General features: G+C 61.9%; 14 protein-coding genes. 6 read left to right on the plus strand and 8 right to left on the minus strand.

What is annotated here, in order from left to right; translation table 11 throughout:
* Together VHD36_01695 and pyrF are read left to right on the plus strand one after the other, a co-directional pair.
* On the plus strand, positions 1-454 hold a 454-nt coding region (locus tag VHD36_01695), incomplete at its 5' end, for a dockerin type I domain-containing protein (GenBank protein ID HVU86002.1).
* A gap of 290 nt (positions 455-744) precedes the next feature.
* A complete protein-coding gene (gene pyrF, locus VHD36_01700) occupies positions 745-1,689 on the plus strand; it encodes an orotidine-5'-phosphate decarboxylase (protein HVU86003.1) in 945 nt (314 codons plus the stop codon).
* Positions 1,690-1,734: 45 nt separating this feature from the next.
* Here pyrF and ndk read toward each other — a convergent pair whose 3' ends face one another.
* The 7 genes from ndk to VHD36_01735 form a co-directional block, all read right to left on the minus strand.
* Positions 1,735-2,196 carry a nucleoside-diphosphate kinase gene (ndk, locus tag VHD36_01705; GenBank protein ID HVU86004.1) on the minus strand — a complete coding sequence of 154 codons (462 nt, stop codon included), beginning with the start codon at positions 2,194-2,196 and terminating at the stop codon, positions 1,735-1,737.
* Positions 2,197-2,452: 256 nt separating this feature from the next.
* Entirely contained in the window at positions 2,453-3,109 is a 657-nt protein-coding gene (pncA, locus tag VHD36_01710) for a bifunctional nicotinamidase/pyrazinamidase (protein ID HVU86005.1), read from the minus strand.
* A 59-nt stretch (positions 3,110-3,168) separates the two neighbouring features.
* Entirely contained in the window at positions 3,169-4,845 is a 1,677-nt protein-coding gene (locus tag VHD36_01715; GenBank protein HVU86006.1) for a DUF1559 domain-containing protein, read from the minus strand.
* A gap of 385 nt (positions 4,846-5,230) precedes the next feature.
* Entirely contained in the window at positions 5,231-6,031 is an 801-nt protein-coding gene (locus VHD36_01720; protein ID HVU86007.1) for a DUF1559 domain-containing protein, read from the minus strand.
* Between the two features lie 172 nt (positions 6,032-6,203).
* On the minus strand, positions 6,204-7,586 hold the full coding sequence (locus VHD36_01725) for a PepSY domain-containing protein (protein ID HVU86008.1): 1,383 nt from the start codon (positions 7,584-7,586) through the stop codon (positions 6,204-6,206).
* Positions 7,587-7,629: 43 nt separating this feature from the next.
* Positions 7,630-8,694, minus strand: coding sequence for a DUF1559 domain-containing protein (locus tag VHD36_01730; GenBank protein ID HVU86009.1), 1,065 nt, complete (start codon positions 8,692-8,694; stop codon positions 7,630-7,632).
* Positions 8,695-8,966: 272 nt separating this feature from the next.
* Complete coding sequence (locus VHD36_01735; GenBank protein HVU86010.1) at positions 8,967-9,704, minus strand: hypothetical protein; 738 nt, start codon at positions 9,702-9,704, stop codon at positions 8,967-8,969.
* Between the two features lie 343 nt (positions 9,705-10,047).
* On the opposite strand from VHD36_01735, the gene VHD36_01740 reads away from it, so the two are divergent.
* The 4 genes from VHD36_01740 (at position 10,048) to VHD36_01755 (ending at position 16,340) form a co-directional block, all read left to right on the plus strand.
* Positions 10,048-10,998, plus strand: a complete 951-nt coding sequence (locus tag VHD36_01740; GenBank protein HVU86011.1) for a DUF1559 domain-containing protein — start codon at positions 10,048-10,050, stop codon at positions 10,996-10,998.
* A gap of 52 nt (positions 10,999-11,050) precedes the next feature.
* Positions 11,051-11,506, plus strand: coding sequence for a large conductance mechanosensitive channel protein MscL (gene mscL, locus VHD36_01745; GenBank protein ID HVU86012.1), 456 nt, complete (start codon positions 11,051-11,053; stop codon positions 11,504-11,506).
* 297 nt (positions 11,507-11,803) lie between these two features.
* Positions 11,804-14,854, plus strand: a complete 3,051-nt coding sequence (locus tag VHD36_01750) for a DUF1553 domain-containing protein (protein HVU86013.1) — start codon at positions 11,804-11,806, stop codon at positions 14,852-14,854.
* 10 nt (positions 14,855-14,864) lie between these two features.
* Positions 14,865-16,340, plus strand: coding sequence for a DUF1501 domain-containing protein (locus tag VHD36_01755; GenBank protein HVU86014.1), 1,476 nt, complete (start codon positions 14,865-14,867; stop codon positions 16,338-16,340).
* Between the two features lie 67 nt (positions 16,341-16,407).
* Here VHD36_01755 and VHD36_01760 read toward each other — a convergent pair whose 3' ends face one another.
* Positions 16,408-18,825 (minus strand): fibronectin type III domain-containing protein, encoded by a 2,418-nt coding sequence (locus tag VHD36_01760; GenBank protein ID HVU86015.1) that lies wholly within the window; start codon positions 18,823-18,825, stop codon positions 16,408-16,410.
* Positions 18,826-18,832 lie beyond the last annotated feature (7 nt).

An 18,832-nucleotide genomic window follows, 5' to 3' on the forward strand; every position in this document is an offset into this window, starting at 1 on the left:
TGAGTTGTTCGCTTACACTGGTACGCTTACGGACAATGGATTGTCTCTCGGTAGCCTGCCCAGCGGGTTTGGTTACAAGCTCGACGAAGTGTCGACGCCTGGCGAAGTGCGTTTGGACGTGACTTCCCTGGCTTCGTTGCCAGGCGACGTCAACCACGACGGGATCGTCAACAGTCAGGATCTTGCGTTGATTTCGAGTAACTGGCTGGCCGCGGGAACGAATCTGGCCGGCGATGCCAACCATGATGGGATCGTCAATAGTCAAGACCTTGCCCTGGTCTCGTCGAACTGGCTGGCCTCATCGCAGGGCGGTGGCGCGCTGGCTGTTCCCAGTGCAGCGCCGGTACCTGAGCCGGGCGGCTTAGTGCTCGCGGCCATCGCCGTGGCGCTTACAGGCAATGGGCTGCGGCAGAGACGCCGCCGCAGCACCGGACCGCGGACAATCTACGGCTGACGTCGCCCCTCATCTGAACAAGTGATTGCTCGCTCGGGGTCGGCGATAGTTGCGTCCTCGTTGGACGTGTGGGCTGCACATAGCGACATTGCGCAAGCGACTGCAGCCCGACTGCGGCGTGTCCGTTCGAGTACATCCACGTGGGGCCGCTTGCCGGATCGTCGGCAGGCGGCCCTTTTGTTTGCGCGATGGCCCTTTTCCAGGAGTACGATGCGCGGATGCGTCTTAACGAAAGCCGCCGTGGTCGGTAAGCTTGCGTTGATGGATTCTCGATCCGCTGAGGACACCCGATGACCGAAACTGTCGATCAAGTCCGCGTCACCGGGTTTGGTGACTTACTTGCGGCTGCTGTCACACGAGCGGGCAGCCCCGTCGTTGTGGGGCTCGACCCGCGCTGGCAGGAACTGCCCGACAAGCTCAAAGAGGGCAGCAACGGCGACTTTTCCGCTCGCAGCAACGCTTATGTGAGATTCTGCCGTGAGATCATCGACGTGGTCAAAGACCGCGTTGCGCTCGTCAAACCGCAGGTCGCCTTCTTTGAGCAACTCGGTCCCCCGGGAATGCAAGCTTTGGGGGAAATGATTCGCTATGCCCGGGAATGCGGGTTGATCGTGATCGCCGATGGCAAGCGTAACGACATCGGTTCCACGGCCGAGGCATACGCCGACGCCTGGATGGGTGCCAACAGCGCCTGGCAAGCGGACGCCCTTACCGTGAGCCCTTACTTGGGCAGTGACAGCCTCGCCCCCTTTGTCCTGACAGCGCACGAACGCGGGGCCGGTTTATTCGTGCTCGCCAAAACATCAAACCCGGGTGGTGGACAGTTTCAGGACCTGGATTCTGGGGGCCGCCCCCTGTATCGCCACGTGGCCGATCACATCGAACAATTGGCGGCAGCCAGCGCCGGCTCGAGCGGATATGGTTCGGTAGGCGCGGTGGTGGGAGCGACCTATCCCGGTCAGCTCGGCGAACTTCGCGCGGCATTACCGCACGCGTGGCTGCTAGTGCCAGGTTTTGGCAGCCAGGGGGGCTCGTCGCATGACGTCGCGCCGGCCTTTGATGCGCGCGGCCTAGGCGCAGTAATCAACAATTCTCGCGGAATCATCTTTGCCTATCGCCGCCGAGAATATGCCCATCTCAAGGGCGGCCGATGGCAAGACGCCGTGGCACAGGCCACGGACGACATGATCGCGAGCCTGCACGCCGATACGGCCGCGGGACGACTGAGAGCGTGATCACCGCCTCTCTCACCGTCCCTTTCCTCGCGCTCCGCCGGTGATTCAACTCTCGTCGCTGGCGCGCAGCCAGGGAGTAAGCGTCAGGTCGGCTGCGCAAATCTCTTCGGACTTGAAATAGAGCGCGATCTCGCGCTGCGCCGCTTCAGGTCCATCCGAGGCATGCACCAGGTTCATCTGCCGGCTGGAACTGAAGTCGCCCCGGATCGTCCCGGCCGCGGCTTTCAGGCCGCTGGTAGCGCCCAGAATCTCGCGCACCACGCGAATGGCTTCCAGCCCTTCCACGATCGCGGCCACGATCGGACCACCCGTGATGAAACCCTCGAGCGCTGGGTAAAAGGGCTTCGTCACATGCTCGGCATAATGTTCCTTAGCCAATTTGGGCGTCACACGCATCATCTTCATGGCAATGATGTTAAAGCCCTTGTCCTCGAAGCGGCTGATGATGCGGCCCATCAAACGGCGCTGCACACAATCGGGCTTGAGTAAAATCAAGGTTCGTTCCATGGCGAAAAATCTCCGTACGTCGTGTTTGAGAATTGCGCGCGAGGCGCAGTCCGAGCCGTGCGACCTTGGTCACGAGGCGTTCGGCGTTGCCGAGGCGCTATTATGCAGGTCTGAAACTCTGAAACGGCAAGGGCACACTGAAAGCCGAGGATTCTAGGGTATCGCCTGCCGAGCCTCAAGCGGGGCACCGCGATCAACGCTGCCGATCTTGTTTGACAAAGCCCGTATCCGCAAGGCGATCGCGCGCAGGTCGTCGTCAATGCTGGCCAAAGTCCCGCGCAAGCAGGGCGGGCAATTCTCTGCTGTGGATCAAGTTTGCCCCTCCTTCACTCAGCGATTTCAGAGCTGATGCAGCGTCACCCGGTGTTAGGTCGATACCACGGCAGCCATCGACAACGATCCACACGGTAAATCCCAGCCGCAGTGCGTCCAAAGCGCTATACGCCACGCAATATTCCGTCGCCAGGCCTAGCAGGAAAAGCTGCCGCACGTTGGCAGAACGCAAGAAATCCTCCAAGCCCGTGGCACGCCCGCGCGTGTTGTCAAAAAAGGCGCTGTAACTGTCGACGCTCGAATCTGTCCCTTTCTGAATGATCCGGGTGATGTCCTCGGCGTTCAGTCCCGCGGCAAGCGCCGCACCGTGCGAACCTTGTACGCAGTGTACAGGCCAAAGTGTCTGTCGCTGGCCGCCAACGTCGATGACATCGCCCGGCCGCCGGCCAGCATGATTGACGGCAAAGCTCACATGGTCAGCGGGATGCCAATCCTGCGTCGCGACAACGAGTTCGAACAGAGGTGCAACGTGGTTCGCGACGGCTACGATTTCATTGCCACAGGGGACCGGCAGCGCGCCGCCTGGCAAGAAGTCATTCTGCAAATCGATGATGACTAAAGCCCGGCCCGGCCCCATCATTTTCGGGCGAAGCTCCTCGCTTAGCGCGCAGAACGCGCAATGGCGTTCTCTGGAGAGGATCAGAATTCATCGGGCAATTCTTCTCCACCGGCCGGAGAGAACAGTCCAACAACAATGGTAGGATTCTTCTTGGCATCGATACGGCGCGCGACACCGTCGCCAAAGACGGCCAGAAAATACGGCTTGGCGAGATGCGTCAGATTAATGGTCGGATCGGCACGATCGAGTTTTTGATCCTCCGGCTTGGTCCATTCCACGCCACGACCGTCGAACAGCTCGACAACCAGGATCGTCTTCGACTTTCCATCCGTCAGGCTGTCGGGCTTTGGCCCCTCCTTGCCTTCGAATACCGTGCCAACTCCCGTGGGCATCACGTATTGCGTCTTGCCGTCAAAAAGATGACCGGGATTGCGATACACGACGGGCATACGCTTGATGAGCTTCTTATTGTGTTCGCTGTCCCACGGCTCATCGAGATGGAATTGGTCGTACAGCGCCTGCTGCCCGAGTTGTGGCAGCAGGTGAACGCGCCAACTCAACAGCGGCTTGCCATCCGGGCCGTAACTGGCCGGTGCAGGATAGGTGCCCTTGGCCGCGGCATATTCATTCAAAGCGGCGCCGATCGTTGCCAACTTTTCTTCCGAGGCCTGAACGGTGGCCTTCTCCCAGGAGTTCCGGTACGAGCTGATCATAGTTGGTCCGATCATCGTGATCTGATTCTGAACGGGCCGGCCGCCGTAACTTACTTTGAGCTCGTTCCCCTCGCGCGAATGCACCAACAACTCCTTGATGTCGCCGAGCAGATTTCGCAAAGCCTCGGTCTGCGCTCCGGCACGCATATCCCCCCCTCCGTCGTCCGAACCGGCCGTCATCTCTTCGACGGTGTCCACCACCTTGTCAACCACGTTGGCAACGAACGTGTCGGTGGCGATCGCGGCGTCTTCATCTTTGGCGCGCAGGGTCGCGCTCAACGACGTATACGGGGCGATATCGAATTTGAGGACCGCCTCGTCGATATTGCCCGGTAGCTTTTTGATGCCGTCATACGGTGGGGCGTCAAAGGGAGCCGGCAGCTTTGTGAACACGAGAAACGCGCTGATTTGTGGCCGAATGGCCGCCACCTCGACCACGGCGGTCGCCGCCGACGAATCATCCATTTTCCGCAGGGTATTCAACAGTGGGCTATCGGCATCCTTGTCGGCTGACATCATCTTCTTCAAAGTTTCCTCGTTGGCCTCGAGGATCACGCGATCCGCGATGGCGCACACGCACGGCACGCTTTTATCCTGAGACCGGTAATACTTGTGATCGCCGTCGGCAACTTCTTCCCATTCCGGGCTGCGGATATGCAGGAACGCGTCCATATCGACGGGTTGCTTGAAACGCTGGATCGATCCTACGTAGTACTCGCCAAGCTTCTTACCCAATCCGCCGATAAGTATGATCTGATCGGTGGCGTCCAAGTCGTACCCCATCAGCTTCAAGGGATCTTTCAGATCCCTGTTCACCAACTGGAAATTGGGCGCATTGGTCAATTGCAAGGAATCTGCAACAAAGGCAAAGACCGCCTCAGCTGGAATATACGAGACGTCGATCGGCTTGGGCTCCTTCAGCTTCCTTCCGGGGCCTACGATGTCGACGATGATGGGGCCCGGTGCTTCGATTTTCTGCTTGCGGCCGCACCCACTGACGCTGACGGCAATGCCGATGATCGATACGATGGCGGCGATCGACATGACGACGCCCACCCGCGCTGCTGCTGCTGCTGCGTACCTCGCTCGCAATGGACACCTCCCAAGGAAACCGACAATACGATGATGACGAAAGAGACGCACCTTCGCGCACTGCGGCAAATAGTCGCTCGGCGAGGCGTCTCCTTCCGAGCCTGCAAAGCACTTCTGCGGCGCCGGCAAATGCTCGCACTCTATTCCGAGGCGACCGCATCCCCCCGACGGAACATTCTACTGCGCACTAAATATATGCTGCGCACTCGGCACTATGCAAGAACCGCCGAGATCGGAGGTGCGCCGCTCAGCGTCGTCGCATCCCGACTTGCGGCGAAAGGCCATTGCGCACGCCACGCCGAGGACCAGCTTCACAGGCCTGAGCCCGCTATTCCGCTCATTGCGGGTAGCTGCTGTCGACCGTCAGTACCACTTTGTCCGGGTACATATCCACGACCGCTGCATCCCAATCACGTGTCACGGCGTGCCCGTCCAGGTATAGGTAGTTGGCCAACCGCGCGTGCCGACGGTAAGCAATCCACGGCTGAATCGTCGACGTGCCCAGCCAGATGTCGTAATCATCCTGGCGCGGATCGCCGTCAGCGGGTGGCGTAAAAGCGTCCGCATCGCGTTCCGAAAAGCATACGAACTGGGACGTGCCGACTTCGTTCAAGAATCGCATCCACGTCCATCGTCCATAGCGCCGCGTTTTATGGCTTAGCAGCGAATTCATCAGGTAGCTGGTGCGCTGCGCGATGCCGTCGGTCACGCCGCTACCATCAATGTACGGCTGCTGCTCCGACAGATCGCCGGGGCACCGGTAAATGGCCGCGCTGCCCGTCACGATGCCGGCGCGGGCCAATTCTTCATTGGCCTCAGGCGCGCCGCCAATCCAAGGCATGATCTTATCCTCCCAATAGATTTCGGCAAACGATTCCGAGGCGCCAGCCAGCGCCAGTACGTCGGCGTCGAAGGGGTGGTGGAGGAAGAACTGGCCATCGTAGGCGTCGTAATACTGTTGCGCGCCCAGCGCAATCTGATGCAGGTTCGACAGACATTGTGTCCGTCGCGATGCCTCCCGCGCCATTTGCACGGCGGGTAAGACGAGCGCGAGGAGAATACCAATGATAGCGACGACAACCAAAACTTCGACGAGCGTAAACGCCGACCTCGCTTCGAAAGCGCTTTTCCTGAACATGAACATCACCTCTTAGCATGCGTCGCGGTACCGCGATCTTACTGTTGTCCCATCGCGCTGGCAACGAGTGCGCAATGCTCGCACGTAAGCGGCCATGCCGTCGATCGTTGCGGCGCCATGGCGCGCTCCGCTCATCGAAAGCCGAGCAGCGCGAACGCCGGCCCCAGGGTCTTCACCCCGTCGCGGCGAGCCCCAACCAGCGGCGCACGCCAGGAATGCGCGAGAGCAACATTCGTTCGACAGCCAGGACCGCGAGCAGCGAACCACCGAACAACGGCAAGTAAACGCCGAGAAGAACAACGATGATGAACAGGCCCAGCGAAAAGCGCGGCGCCGCAAGGACCCGGGGTGCACCGAGCAACCCAGAATCGCGGCGGCGCCACCACATGACGACGCCGGAAGTACAAATGAGAACCAATCCACAAGCCGTCAACAGCCCGAGCAACTGGTTGGCGATGCCAAAGAGTTGTCCTTCGTGCGCGGCGATGCCCGTGCCGATAATTCGATCGATCAGGTGCCGGTCTTGAAACTCTTCGCGGCTTTCGACGTCGCCCGTCGCGCCGTTCAGAACCAGGTTGACGCGTCGCGTGCGGTCGGCGGCCATGGATTTGGCACTCCATTTCGCACCGTCTCGCCCGACGGGCGCGATAACAACCGGCGGAACCAATGCCAACGGCGCGACGGTCTTCGCAACGCGATCGACCGCCGTAAAATCGAGTGGCGCGCGCGGGCCGTTATCGGCGTCACCACGCCGACCTCCGTGCCCACCATGGTCGCCGTGGCCCCCTAGGGGCGCTCGGGCCATCGTCCGCTCGCTACCGACCGTCCAATCTTGCTGCGCCACCGCGGTGCCGGTCAGCCGCCGGACAGCTTTCAAATAATTGCCCCACGACTTGGCCCACGGCAAACCGCTGAGCAGAAGAAAAAGCGCCATGCCCGAAATCCAGATGCCGGTTACGCTGTGCAGATCGCGCCAGAAGATGCGCGACCCCGCGCGCAGACGCGGATAAAGCACGCCGCCCCCTCCCTTTGCCTGGCGCGGCCACCACAGATAAAGGCCCGTCAAGATCATGACAATGGTCCACGAGGCGGCCAGTTCGACGACCATCGAGCCGCGATCGCCTGACCACAACTCGCCGTGCAAGCGAAAGATGTACCGCATGAATCGTTCGTCCTCGGGCACGGTGTGCAGAACCGCCAACGACGAAGGATGGACATAGACGCGTATTGCTTCGCCGTTGCGCCGCACAATCACTCGCGCGGCGTTTTCCGGGGCGGTTGGCAATTCATAGCCGCTGAATCTGGAATCAGGCACTGCTGCCAGCGCCGCGGCTATCTGCTCGGCAGCGCTGGCTCGCGTGCCGGTGACTTCCAGGTGATCGTACGGCGCATCGATCCAGGCTTCGATCTGCGGCTTGAAGAGATAAATCGTTCCGCTGATCGAGAGCACGATCACGAACGGCACGCACAGCAACCCGGCATAAAAATGCCAGCGCCATACGGCACGATAATCGGGCCATGTTTTGGAGGCGGTCGCCGGTTCGGTCTCATTCATGACGTTAGGGACTCACTCGCGCTGGCTGCGCGCTTGCGAAAAACTAAAAGGAACCGATGATCTCGTTGCCGTTACGGCTGTGCAGATTGCGATGCAGGACGGGGTCGGTCGCGTCACTCAGAAACCGCACCGAGCCGTCGCCGAGCAGCACGTTCGCCCCCCCGCTGTGCCAGCTGCGCGGGCCGAAATATCCGGAATGGTGCATGACGACCTCCGGGATGCGATTGTTGGGAGTCGTATAGCCGTTGGTCTGCGTGTTCAGCGCCCCCTCGGCTGCCCAGCAGGTGCCGCGACCGCGCAGGGCCGTGCTCCCTGCCCCGCGCCAACCGGTGAGTTGCACCCACACGGGCGCGAGATCCGGGTTGGCGATCATGCCGTTAATCGTGGGGCCCGTCCACGGCGCCCCGGTCATCGTGATTCCCGGACCGTTTCCGGGAGTCAGGCCCGTCGATCCATTGAGCGTGTATTGGTAAGGAAACCCGGGCGTCTGTCCGGGCGGCAGCGTCAAATCCTGACCGATACTGCGAATCGCCTCGCTCATGAACACGGTGTTCGAGCTACCGTCCGAAACATCGGCGTAGCGCACCAGCGAGTTGTAGAACGTAATTCCGTCCGTGGGAAATCGCTGGTCGTACAAAATGCCGGTGCCGCTCCCGGTGCTGATCATGTAGTTGTTTCCCGCGTAGGTGGCGTTGTAGGTCGTCTCCGTATTGACGACGTCGGCTGGATCGGTGGGACATAGTAAAAGCGGGATCGGCATGGCAAAGATTGCCGCAAACTTCGGATTGGGCACCTGCGCGTTGTAAGCTCCGGTGAAAGCGGGCTGACTGAAATCAAGCAGATTCTGCAGGTTGCCCTGCTCGACATACGGCAGCAACCGCGCTTGCGGCGAAAAGCCGTTCGGTGGATCGGTCGCGGGAAAGACGCCGCGTGCGCCCTCGAAATTAATCAGCGCCAGCCCGAGCTGCCGCATGTTGTTCTTGCATTGACTGCCGCGCGCGGCTTCGCGCGCCATCTGCACGGCCGGCAAAAGCATACCGATCAGGATCCCAATGATGGCGATCACGACCAGCAGCTCGACTAGTGTAAATCCCCCACGGCGACTCATGATGAACTCCCTCGTATTTGCAGACCTATTGCTGCGACGCAACGCATCAATCCTGTGGCGCAAGCACGCGTTTATCACTTGCACGACGCGCAAAGAGCACCATGGACGCGGCCGTGTCCAGAAAGAATCAGGCGCCAGCGCGCGACGGCGCTGACCACGGCTACCGCGTGCGAAATTCGATCAGACCCATGACGCCGTGAACGTCGACTGTAGGCGCGCAGGCGCAAGGATCCGGCCGCGTCTCGGCGCAGACCGCTCCCTGGACACAGGCGTCACGCCGAGGGGGGACGCGTGGGAGGAGAAGTGTCGAAAGATTCGACGAGACTTGTCACCAGTTCGACGCGGCCCCGCGAGCACCAGTCGTACTCGTAGCTCACGATTGCCGCTGGAGGCAGCGCGGAAAATGTGAGCACCGACCACGGCCCGAGGCCACGGCATTGACTAGCCAGAGGCCCGACGATGAACGCGATTTGCCAGCCCTGTGACTTTGCCAACTCGTGATCATCATCATCATGCCCGTCGCCGACACATTCGTCGTCGTGGCAAGCGGCATGGTTCGCCATGTCGGCATGGTCGCACTTGGCACAGGCGTTCTTCTGCGCATCACTCGCGGTCGAACGGCTGCAGCAAGCGCCATCATGCCGCTCACCGTCCGAGTGCTCAGCAAGCTCACCATGATCATGGTCACCGTCGAGCAAGGGTGGCGTCACTAACTCGTCAGCCACCTGGGCCAGTAGCTCCGCGGGCACCTCGATGTCGTTCGACCTGGCCCAGGCCAGCCGCTCGCGCGCCGAAAAGCAGCAGCAACCACGGAGGCATTCGTCGGCCGACATGCAACCGCACGGACGATCCTGGCAGAGAAAGGGGCGGCTCTTGTCCTTGCCGCGCGGCCCGAGTGGACGCACGACAGGCAAACCCGTGTTGGCCACGAGAAAGCCGATCAGCCCAAGGGCGACCGTTAATCGGCCACCGGCGCGAAGCACGGTGTGCATCGAGCGAAAGCATCGCATGCGGAAGCGCTCGGGCGGGGCTGAACAGGAGGGTCAAACTTTCCGGTCGAGTGTAAGTGTGCCGGACGGGCGTGTCAAACCTTGACCGTTGCGCGTCCGCCCGGGCCCCTGCTAGCGCCAGAACCTGAGGAGCACCAAGCAGTTCGACGAAATCTCTTTCGGTTGCCGTCGTGCAAGGATGCCTATGCCATTGGATTGCCAGCAGCCGCAAAGCTGAATTAATCGATCAAGTTTAGCCGAAAGGAACAGTAGGACCACCGCGCCTCTCGGCGGAGCGCGTGGTGTCTGATCGCAAGCGGGCGATCGTGATCTTGGGGTGTTGCGGTTCAAGGAGGAACAGATCATGAACATTTCACGCCGGGGCATGACGCTCGTCGAGCTTCTAGTGGTCATCGCGATTATTGGATTGCTCGTCGGCTTGATTCTGCCGGCCGTGCAGATGGCCCGCGAAGCAGGGCGCCGCGCCTCGTGCTTGAATAACCTCAAGCAGATCGGGCTGGCGCTGCACATGTATGCCGACCGCAATCTGGTATTTCCGCCAGGCTATATCTCGACGGTCTTACAACCAAGCCGGGATGACGGCGGCCCCGGTTGGGCCTGGGCCGCGATGCTGCTGCCTGACGTCGAGCAGAACTCGCTTAACCAGGAATTCAATTTCAAATCGCCCATCAATAGTGCGGCGAGCGACCCCGTGCGTACCGCCTCAGTGGCGCTGTTCGTTTGCCCTTCGGATGGCGCGTTCGAGCCAACCATCGAAATTCCGTCGCTGGCCGACAACTCGATCATCTGCACGATGGCCGCTTCAAGCTACGTCGCGAACATCGGCACCGTGCGTCCCACGTGTCGGGTCTGCCGCGACTCATTCGACGGCATGTTCGGACGCAATCGGGCTGTCAGCTTCGCCGAGATCTGCGACGGAACCTCGAACACGATGGCCATTGGCGAGCGCGCCTTCAAGTGGTCGACCCCCGCGTTATGGGGCGTGGTGCCTGGTTCGGAATTGGTCGATCGACTGATCGCGGGCCGATTGGCGGCCGGTCCCGGCTACGTGCTGGGAACGACGTTCAAGGATGGCTTCAACCTGGAAGAGATCGTCGACGATCCGCGCGAGGATCACTCGCTTGCCGAGTCGTTCGGGAGCATGCACCCGGGCGGCGCTAATTTCGCCTTTTGCGACGGCGGTGTGCGTTTCATCAAGGATACGATCGACCCTGCCGCCATGAACGCGCTCTCTACACGTTGCGGCACGCCCTACGGCGGCGAGACGATCCATTCCAGTCCGTTCGATCAATGAGCGCCCTCAACAAGGGGACGGCGCGTCGAACGCGTTTGACAAGGAGCCGGTCATGGGGTTGCTCAAGGAGTTTCGCGACTTTGCCATGCGCGGCAACGTCGCCGATATGGCCGTCGGCATCATCATCGGTGGCGCTTTCGGCAAGATCGTGTCGTCGCTGGTCAACGACATCGTGATGCCGCCGATCGGGCTGCTGCTCAAGGACGTGCCGTTCAAGGACCTGGTCATCAGCCTGCGCGACGGTCATCTGATGGACGCCGAAAGCGCCGCGAATGCTGTCGGTGGCCCGATTCCGACGGTGAACATCGGGACCTTTATCAACACGGTCCTCGATTTCGTCATCGTGGCCTTCGTGATCTTCATGGTCATCCGTTGGATGAATCGGGTGCTGCCGGTGCCGGTCACCTCGACGCCGGCGGCCAAGAAGGATTGTCCGTACTGCAAATCGAGTATCCCCGCCGCGGCCACGCGCTGCCCCCATTGCACGTCGGAAATGCCGGGGGCGTAGCCCCTGAGGGAGCGCGCGAGCAACTCAGAGGAGCCTCAGCCAGAGCGAGGTCACCGAAACTTCGACGGTGCCTGAACTGCCATTCTGTCGAGGCAGGCATTGGCAGGTTGTTTCGGTTCTGGCTCTGTGCTCGCTCGCCCCCTTCGGCCGTTTTGGGCTGTCTTGCGGCATCGCAGCATACCCGGAACTGGACGGCAGATTCTCTCCGGGCGATAATCGGGAGCACACGCCAAAGTTGCCTCGCTGCGCTTGTCGCGCGGGCCACCTCCTGACCCATCTTCTTGCGACATCTGCGCTATGGCCACGAATGCCGCATGGAAATCTTGCACGGTACGGCTTCTCGTGGCGATGTACTGTCTTGGTTTTTTTGCGCTCGTCCAGGATTCGATCGCTGCCGATGCGCCGACTAGTGCGTCCGCCGCATATTTCGATCGCGAGGTTGCGCCGCTCCTTTCCCGGCGGTGCCTCGATTGCCACAACCCCACGGATAAAAAGGGCGGACTCGATCTGACCAACGCCACTGCGGCAAAGTCCGGTGGCGATAGCGGCCCAGCCATTGAGCCGGGCAAGCCTGACGACAGCCTGCTCTGGTCGCGCGTCGCGGCCGACGAGATGCCGCCGAAACATCCGCTTCCTGCCGCCGAGCGCAAACTGCTGCACGACTGGATTGCGGCCGGGGCCGCATGGGGCACCGACGCCATCGATCGCTTTCGCTATTCCTCCGATACGCGCGCCGGCTACGACTGGTGGGCGCTGTCGCCGATCGTGCGGCCTGCCGTGCCCGAGCTAATGGCCGGTGAAGTCTCCTCGCCCTGCGCGATCGATCAGTTGGTGCGACCTGAACTGGCACGGCACAATCTACATCCCGCGCCCGAAGCTGATCGCCGCACCCTGATTCGCCGCGTGACCTTCGACCTGACGGGGCTGCCGCCCACGCCGGAAGAGATCGACGTGTTTTTCAACGACGCCGGCGATGGTGCTTACGAGCGCGTCGTCGATCGGCTGCTGGCCTCGCCGCAATATGGGGTGCGCTGGGCACGGCATTGGCTCGACGTCGTGCGCTTCGGCGAAAGCAATGGCTTCGAATACGACGAGTTGCGCCCCCAGGCATGGCCCTACCGCGACTGGGTCGTGCGCGCCTTGAACGATGATTTGCCCTACGACGAGTTCGTCCGCATGCAGCTAGCCGGCGACTGTTTGCGGCCGCACGATCTGGACGCCACGATTGCCACCGGCTTTCTAACTGCCGGAGCATACGACACCGCGGGACAAAACCAGCAGAGCGCCGCCATGCGGGCCGTGGTGCGGCAGGACGAATTAGAGGATCTGGTCGGCACCGTGGCCCAGACGTTTCTGGGGCTCACCGTTAATTGCGCTCGCTGTCATGACCATAAGTTCGATCCGATCCGGCAAAGCGAGTATTACGCGCTTGCGTCCGCCTTGTCCGGCGTGCGACATGGCAATCAGGAACTCGCCGGCTTGTCGCTCGCTGGAAAGCGCGCCGCGGAGCTCGCCGGCCTGGAGGCACGCCGCCAAAAGCTGGAATCGGAACTCGCGGCATTGGAACATCCCGCTCGCGCTCGCATCCTGGCAAAACGCCGCGCGCAACCGGTCGAATTACGTCCCTTGGCCGCCTGGGATTTTCGGCAAGACCGACTCGAGCAGACAGCCGGTTGGGAGATCGAACTGCACGGCGCGGCGCGACTGACATCGGCAGGCCTCGAACTCAATGGAGACGATGCGTTCGCCACGACTGGCCGCTCGTCGCAGGATCTGCGCGCCAAGACCCTCGAAGTCTGGGTGCGCCTGGCCAACGTGAAGCAAAGCGGCGGCGCGGCGATCGGCGTTCAGTCGCTCGATGGCGGCGTTTTCGATTCAATCGTCTTCGGTGAGCGCGAACCGCGCCAATGGATGGCCGGCAGCGACAACTATGTCCGTACGCAGAGCTTTCACGCCGCGGAGGAAATTGCGCCCAGCAACGAGCTAGTACATATGTGCCTCACATATGCCGAGGATGGGACGGTTTCGGCATTTCGCAATCGTGAGCCGTACGGCCGGCCCTATCGGACGAGCGCGGTGGCGACGTTTCCGGCGCGAAAATCGCAAATCGTTTTCGGTCTGCGACACGCGCCGGCCGCGCCGGGCAAGATGCTCTCCGGCTTGATCGAGCGTGCCCACCTTTACGACCGCGCGTTGTCGGCCGACGAAGTCGCGAGCGGCGTCGATCATACGGTCACCTCGGCCATGATTCGCCAGGAACTTGGTACCGACGATCTGGCTCATTATGAGGGAGTGCAAGCCGATCTGGCGAGCACGAATGCCGCGATCGCCGCCTTGCGGCCGACAAGCGTATACGCCAACAAGCCACGTGAGCCCGAGCCGACGCGACTGTTGGCGCGCGGCAACCCAGCCCAACCGAAAGACGTGGTCGCGCCAGGCGGAATTGCCGCCGTCGGTTCATTGCCCGCTGATTTTGGCCTGGCGGCGGACGCGCCCGAGAGCGAGCGTCGCCTGCGCCTGGCAAACTGGATCACCGACGCCCGCAATCCGCTCTTCGCGCGCGTCATCGTGAACCGGCTCTGGCACTATCATTTCGGTGTTGGCCTGGTCGATACTCCCAACGACTTTGGCTTTAATGGCGGTCGGCCCACCAACCAGGCCTTGGTCGACTGGCTGGCTGCCGAAATGATTGCCGGTGGCTATCACCTGAAACCGATTCACCGCTTGATCGTCACCTCGGCGACCTACCGGCAGGCCTCGTCGCTGGACGCAGCAGCCATGAAAGTCGATGCCGACAACCGGCTCTTATGGCGCCATGCGCCGCAGCGCCTCGAGGCCGAAGCCGTTCGCGACACGATGCTGCACGTGGCGGGTGCCCTGAATCTTTCCCTCGACGGCCCCGGCTTTCAGGAAATGAAAGCTACGATCGCACCGGGGACGAATACGTTCCTCTACGCTCCTGACGATCCTACGAAGGCCATCTTCAAACGGCGCACGCTTTATCGAGTCTGGGCGCGCAGTGGGCGAAGCGCGTTGCTGGACGTGCTCGATTGCCCCGATCCCTCAACGACCTCACCCAAGCGCGCAGTGACCACCACGCCGCTGCAGGCTCTTTCGCTGCTCAACAACGCGTTCGTCTTGCACGTGGCCGACAAATTCGCCGAGCGCGTCGAACGTGATGCCGGCGCGGAACCAGCGCGTCAAGTGGCCCGCGTCTATCAGCTTGCTTACGGACGCTTGCCTGCGGAGGACGAACAGAAAATCGCCATACGCGTGGTGCGCGAACATGGCCTGGGCGCTTTGGCCCGGGCGATCTTCAACAGCAATGAATTTGTATACGTGGATTGAGGGTGAGGTGATGAATCGACACCAGAACCGTGACGTTGGCGATTCTTCGGCCGGCGTCCCCTTACCGCGACGCGAGTTCTTGTCCTGGGTTGGCAATGGACTATCGAGCGCGGCCGTGGCCAGCCTGCTGCTCGACGATCGAACATCGCGCGCCGCGGCCGTGCCGGGCGATGCCGCTGATCCGCCACCGCATGCGCCCCCGAAAGCCCGCCGCGCCATCCACATCTGCCTGTGCGGCGCGATGAGCCACGTCGACACGTTCGACCACAAGCCGGAGCTCGTGCGCTTGCACGGCAAATCACTCGTCGCCGACGAGAAGCCGGACGTCTTTTTCGGGCAAGTCGGCTTGCTGCGCGCGCCGGATTGGCAATTTCGCCAGCGCGGCAAAAGCGGGCTGTGGGTCAGCGACCTCTTGCCGAACATCGCCGAGGTGGCCGACGAGCTGACGGTGATCCACTCCATGTTCGCCGAGACGTCGAATCACACGCCGGCCATGTTCCAGGAAAACACCGGCTTCCGCCTGAATGGTTTCCCCGTGCTGGGAAGCTGGCTGTCGTATGGTTTGGGCTGCGAAACCGATAACTTACCGGCGTTCGTCGTCATTCCGGACGCGCGCGAGTTGCCCGCCGGCGGCTCGATCAATTGGACCAACGGCTTTTTGCCGGCTCGGCACCAGGGAGTGGTCGTGCGTGCGCGCGGCAACCCGATCGACGACTTGTTTCCCCCCGCCTCGATCAGTCCCACGACCGAACGAGCGACGCAAGAGCTTCTGGCGAGGATGAACGCGCGGCATCTCGCCGACCGTCAGGCCGCCGATCCACTCGCGGCCCGCGTGCAGGCTTACGAAATGGCGGCGCGCATGCAATTGGCAGTGCCGGAAGTCGCGGCCCTGGACCGTGAAACCGCCGCCACGCAAGCCATGTACGGCTTCGAGCGCGATGAGACCCGCGATTTCGGCCGCGCCTGCCTGATGGCGCGGCGCCTGTTGGAACGGGGCGTTCGATTCGTGCAGTTGTTTTCTGGCGGCACGTTCGGCAGCCCGCGCCGCAACTGGGATGGTCACGAGGACATGGTGAAGAATCATGGGCAAGAGGCGCTGCGCATCGATCAACCAGTGGCGGCCTTGCTCAAGGACTTGCGTCAGCGCGGCATGTTGGACGATACACTCGTGCTGTTCACCACCGAGTTTGGCCGCACGCCCTTTACGCAATCGGCGGCCGATGTCGTGGGCAAAGGGCGCGACCACAATCAGTACGGATTCACCGTCTGGGTGGCCGGCGCCGGCTTGAAGCATGGCATGGCGTACGGGGCAACCGACGACGTCGGCTACCGGGCTGTTGACCGGCCGGTTCACTGGCACGATTTTCACGCCACCGTGTTGCACCTACTGGGCATCGATCACGAGCGGCTGACCTTTTACCACAATGGCATACGCCGCCGCTTGACGAATGTGCATGGCCAGGTGATCGACGCGCTCCTGGCTTGACGTCGGTGCGAAAAAGCGCGGTCGGCATCTCCGCTGCCAGGCAAAAGCGTTTTCGTGATCGGTGCGCCTACAGCAGCCAGTTGGATTGAGGCTTGCCTGTCGCCGCCTGGGCGAAGAACACGTCCGCCAATCGAGCCGCGGCCGACGACGGTGTCGTCAGCAAGGTCCAGCTCGATGCGGCGCTCGTGCTACTGTTGTAGGCAATGATCGCAAAGTAGGTCATCGTGCCCGGCGTCAGACCGCTGATCGAGACGGACGTGGTCCCGGCAGCCACCGTACCCAGCAGGACGGCCTGGAAACCATTCCAGTAAACGATCTCATAGCCTGTCGCGCCGGCCGATGCACTCCACGACAGGGTGCCCGTCGTCGAGGATGTAGCACTCGCGGTGACGCGCGGCGCTGACAGCGTAGCGGCACTTGGCATGGTGACGCTGACCCAGCCCGACGAAGCCGTCGACGTGGCGTTGTAGGCCGTGACGTAGAAGTAATCTGTCGTGCCGGGGGTGAGATTGCCGACGGTTAACGACGTTGTGCCGCTTGTCGTCGTACCAACTTGTACCGCCTGGCCGTTGACGTATTCAAAAACTCGATAGCTTGTCGCGCCGGTTACCGCACTCCAGGAGATGAGCGCGGTCGTGGCGGATGTCGCGCTGGCGGTGACGTTTTGCGGCGCACTGACGCTCACGTTGGCCGCCGGCAGCGTCACGCTGACCCACGATGTGGATGCCGACGAATTCGCGTTGTACGCCGTCACGAAAAAGTACGCGGTCGAGCTGGGCGTCAGGCCGCTGACAGTGGCCGAAGTGGTCCCGGCGCCCACGGTGTTGATCAGCACGGCCGTGCCATTCTGATATTCGTAGATGCGATAGCCGCTTGCGCCGGCCGACGCACTCCAGGAGAGTTGCACGGTCGTGGCGGAAGTCGCCGTGGCCGCCAAGTTCTGCGGAGCGACCACCGTCGTAACAGTGCTTGTGGCCGTCGTGGCCTCGACCCAATTCGTCGCCGCTGTACCCGACGAGTTGTAAGCCACAAGCTCGAAGCTGTAGGTCGTGCCGGCCGTCAGACCACCGATGATCGCTGATGTGGCAGCCGGACCGTAATTTGTGAGAAGCACAGGAGTGCCGTTAACGTTTTCGTACAGGTGGTAGCCGGTCGCGCCGGTCGAGGACGACCAGCTAATGCTGATCTGGGTCGTCGAAAGCGTCGACGCGGTGAAGTTCGAGGGCGCGGTCGGATTCGACGACGTCGTACCTCCGCCAGTACCACCACCGCCGGTGCCTCCGCCTCCGGTGCTACCAGACGTGCCGTAGCTGACCAGAAAAGGAACGAGCAAATTGGCGACGGGACTGCCGCGCCCCGTTGCCAGGTCGTAACCGACTCCGGCCGATTCGAATTGCGTACTGCCTGTGGTGATATCGTGGAAATCGCTCGCGGGCGCCGCATAGATGGCAGCCAAAGTTTGCGAAGCGCCGTTGAGTGTTCCTTGACCGGCGAGCGCGCGCCCCTGGTTGGCGATTGCGATCAGCGCCGCCCATTGCGGAGCGCCCGCGCTGGTGCCGCCGATGCTTTCCCATCCGCCGGCGCCACCGTAAGTGTTGTACACGGCCATGCCGACGCCGGCATTGTAGGCCACATCCGGCACATCGCGACCGGAGAATTCCTGGCTGACACCGCCGCCGCCGCTCCAGGTCTGGCCGCCGCTGGTGGTGGGCTCCCAAGCGGTTTCGCTCGTGATCGCCCCGCTTGACGTTAAATAAAGGTCCGTCCCGCCCACGGCCAAGACGTTCGGACTCTCGGCCGGGAAGTTCGGATGACCGTCATCACCCGAAGAGGCCACGAACGTAATACCCTGGTGACCGCTGGGGGTGACAAGATATTGCGAGCTGAGGTTTTGATCGTTGCTGGCGTTTGCGAGACTATCATCGCTTCCCCAACTCATCGAGATCACGGACACGCCGGCTTGCTGGCGTGCCCAGTTCACCGCCGCGAACAGGTCGGCGTCCGAAGCACTGTTGGCCTCGACGAGGATGATATTCGCGCCCGGCGCGATCGCGTGCGCCCATTCGACATCGAGGGCGATTTCCCCTTCCCAACCCCCGGTGGAGTCGGCCTTGGGCAGCGAGCTGCCGCCGTTCTGATTCACGACCTTGAAACTCGGCGGCGCGGCGATACCCATCGCCGCATCAAATGCCGCCAGGTCGGAGGCGATGTTCGGGTCGTTATAGGCGTCGACGATCGCGATCGTTTGGCCGGCGCCATTTGCGGCCGTCGAACCGAACGACAAGCTGCTGACGCCGTACGCCGCCTTAATCTGCGCCGGCGTGTAACCCGTGATTCCCGTGCTCGACGCCAGTTCGACGTAATCGGTGTGAGCCGTTGCCGTAGCAGTGAGCAGGCAGCGAACCTCGAGCTCTTCCATGCGGAGCGTACGGCCTGTGCGTCGTTTTTTCCCGAGTAGATCTTGCGAGCGGTTAAAACGTGCCATGTTCCTA

This window comes from Pirellulales bacterium (genome assembly GCA_035546535.1).
In the GTDB taxonomy this organism is placed as follows: domain Bacteria; phylum Planctomycetota; class Planctomycetia; order Pirellulales; family JACPPG01; genus JACPPG01.

Excerpts from the sequence above, each read along its gene's own strand:
- pyrF (HVU86003.1), top strand. The coding sequence starts at position 745 with ATGACCGAAACTGTCGATCAAGTCCGCGTCACCGGGTTTGGTGACTTA.
- ndk (HVU86004.1), bottom strand. The coding sequence starts at position 2,196 with ATGGAACGAACCTTGATTTTACTCAAGCCCGATTGTGTGCAGCGCCGT.
- pncA (HVU86005.1), bottom strand. The coding sequence starts at position 3,109 with ATGATGGGGCCGGGCCGGGCTTTAGTCATCATCGATTTGCAGAATGAC.
- VHD36_01715 (HVU86006.1), bottom strand. The coding sequence starts at position 4,845 with ATGTCGATCGCCGCCATCGTATCGATCATCGGCATTGCCGTCAGCGTC.
- VHD36_01720 (HVU86007.1), bottom strand. The coding sequence starts at position 6,031 with ATGTTCAGGAAAAGCGCTTTCGAAGCGAGGTCGGCGTTTACGCTCGTC.
- VHD36_01725 (HVU86008.1), bottom strand. The coding sequence starts at position 7,586 with ATGAATGAGACCGAACCGGCGACCGCCTCCAAAACATGGCCCGATTAT.
- VHD36_01730 (HVU86009.1), bottom strand. The coding sequence starts at position 8,694 with ATGAGTCGCCGTGGGGGATTTACACTAGTCGAGCTGCTGGTCGTGATC.
- VHD36_01735 (HVU86010.1), bottom strand. The coding sequence starts at position 9,704 with ATGCGATGCTTTCGCTCGATGCACACCGTGCTTCGCGCCGGTGGCCGA.
- VHD36_01740 (HVU86011.1), top strand. The coding sequence starts at position 10,048 with ATGAACATTTCACGCCGGGGCATGACGCTCGTCGAGCTTCTAGTGGTC.
- mscL (HVU86012.1), top strand. The coding sequence starts at position 11,051 with ATGGGGTTGCTCAAGGAGTTTCGCGACTTTGCCATGCGCGGCAACGTC.
- VHD36_01750 (HVU86013.1), top strand. The coding sequence starts at position 11,804 with ATGGCCACGAATGCCGCATGGAAATCTTGCACGGTACGGCTTCTCGTG.
- VHD36_01755 (HVU86014.1), top strand. The coding sequence starts at position 14,865 with ATGAATCGACACCAGAACCGTGACGTTGGCGATTCTTCGGCCGGCGTC.
- VHD36_01760 (HVU86015.1), bottom strand. The coding sequence starts at position 18,825 with ATGGCACGTTTTAACCGCTCGCAAGATCTACTCGGGAAAAAACGACGC.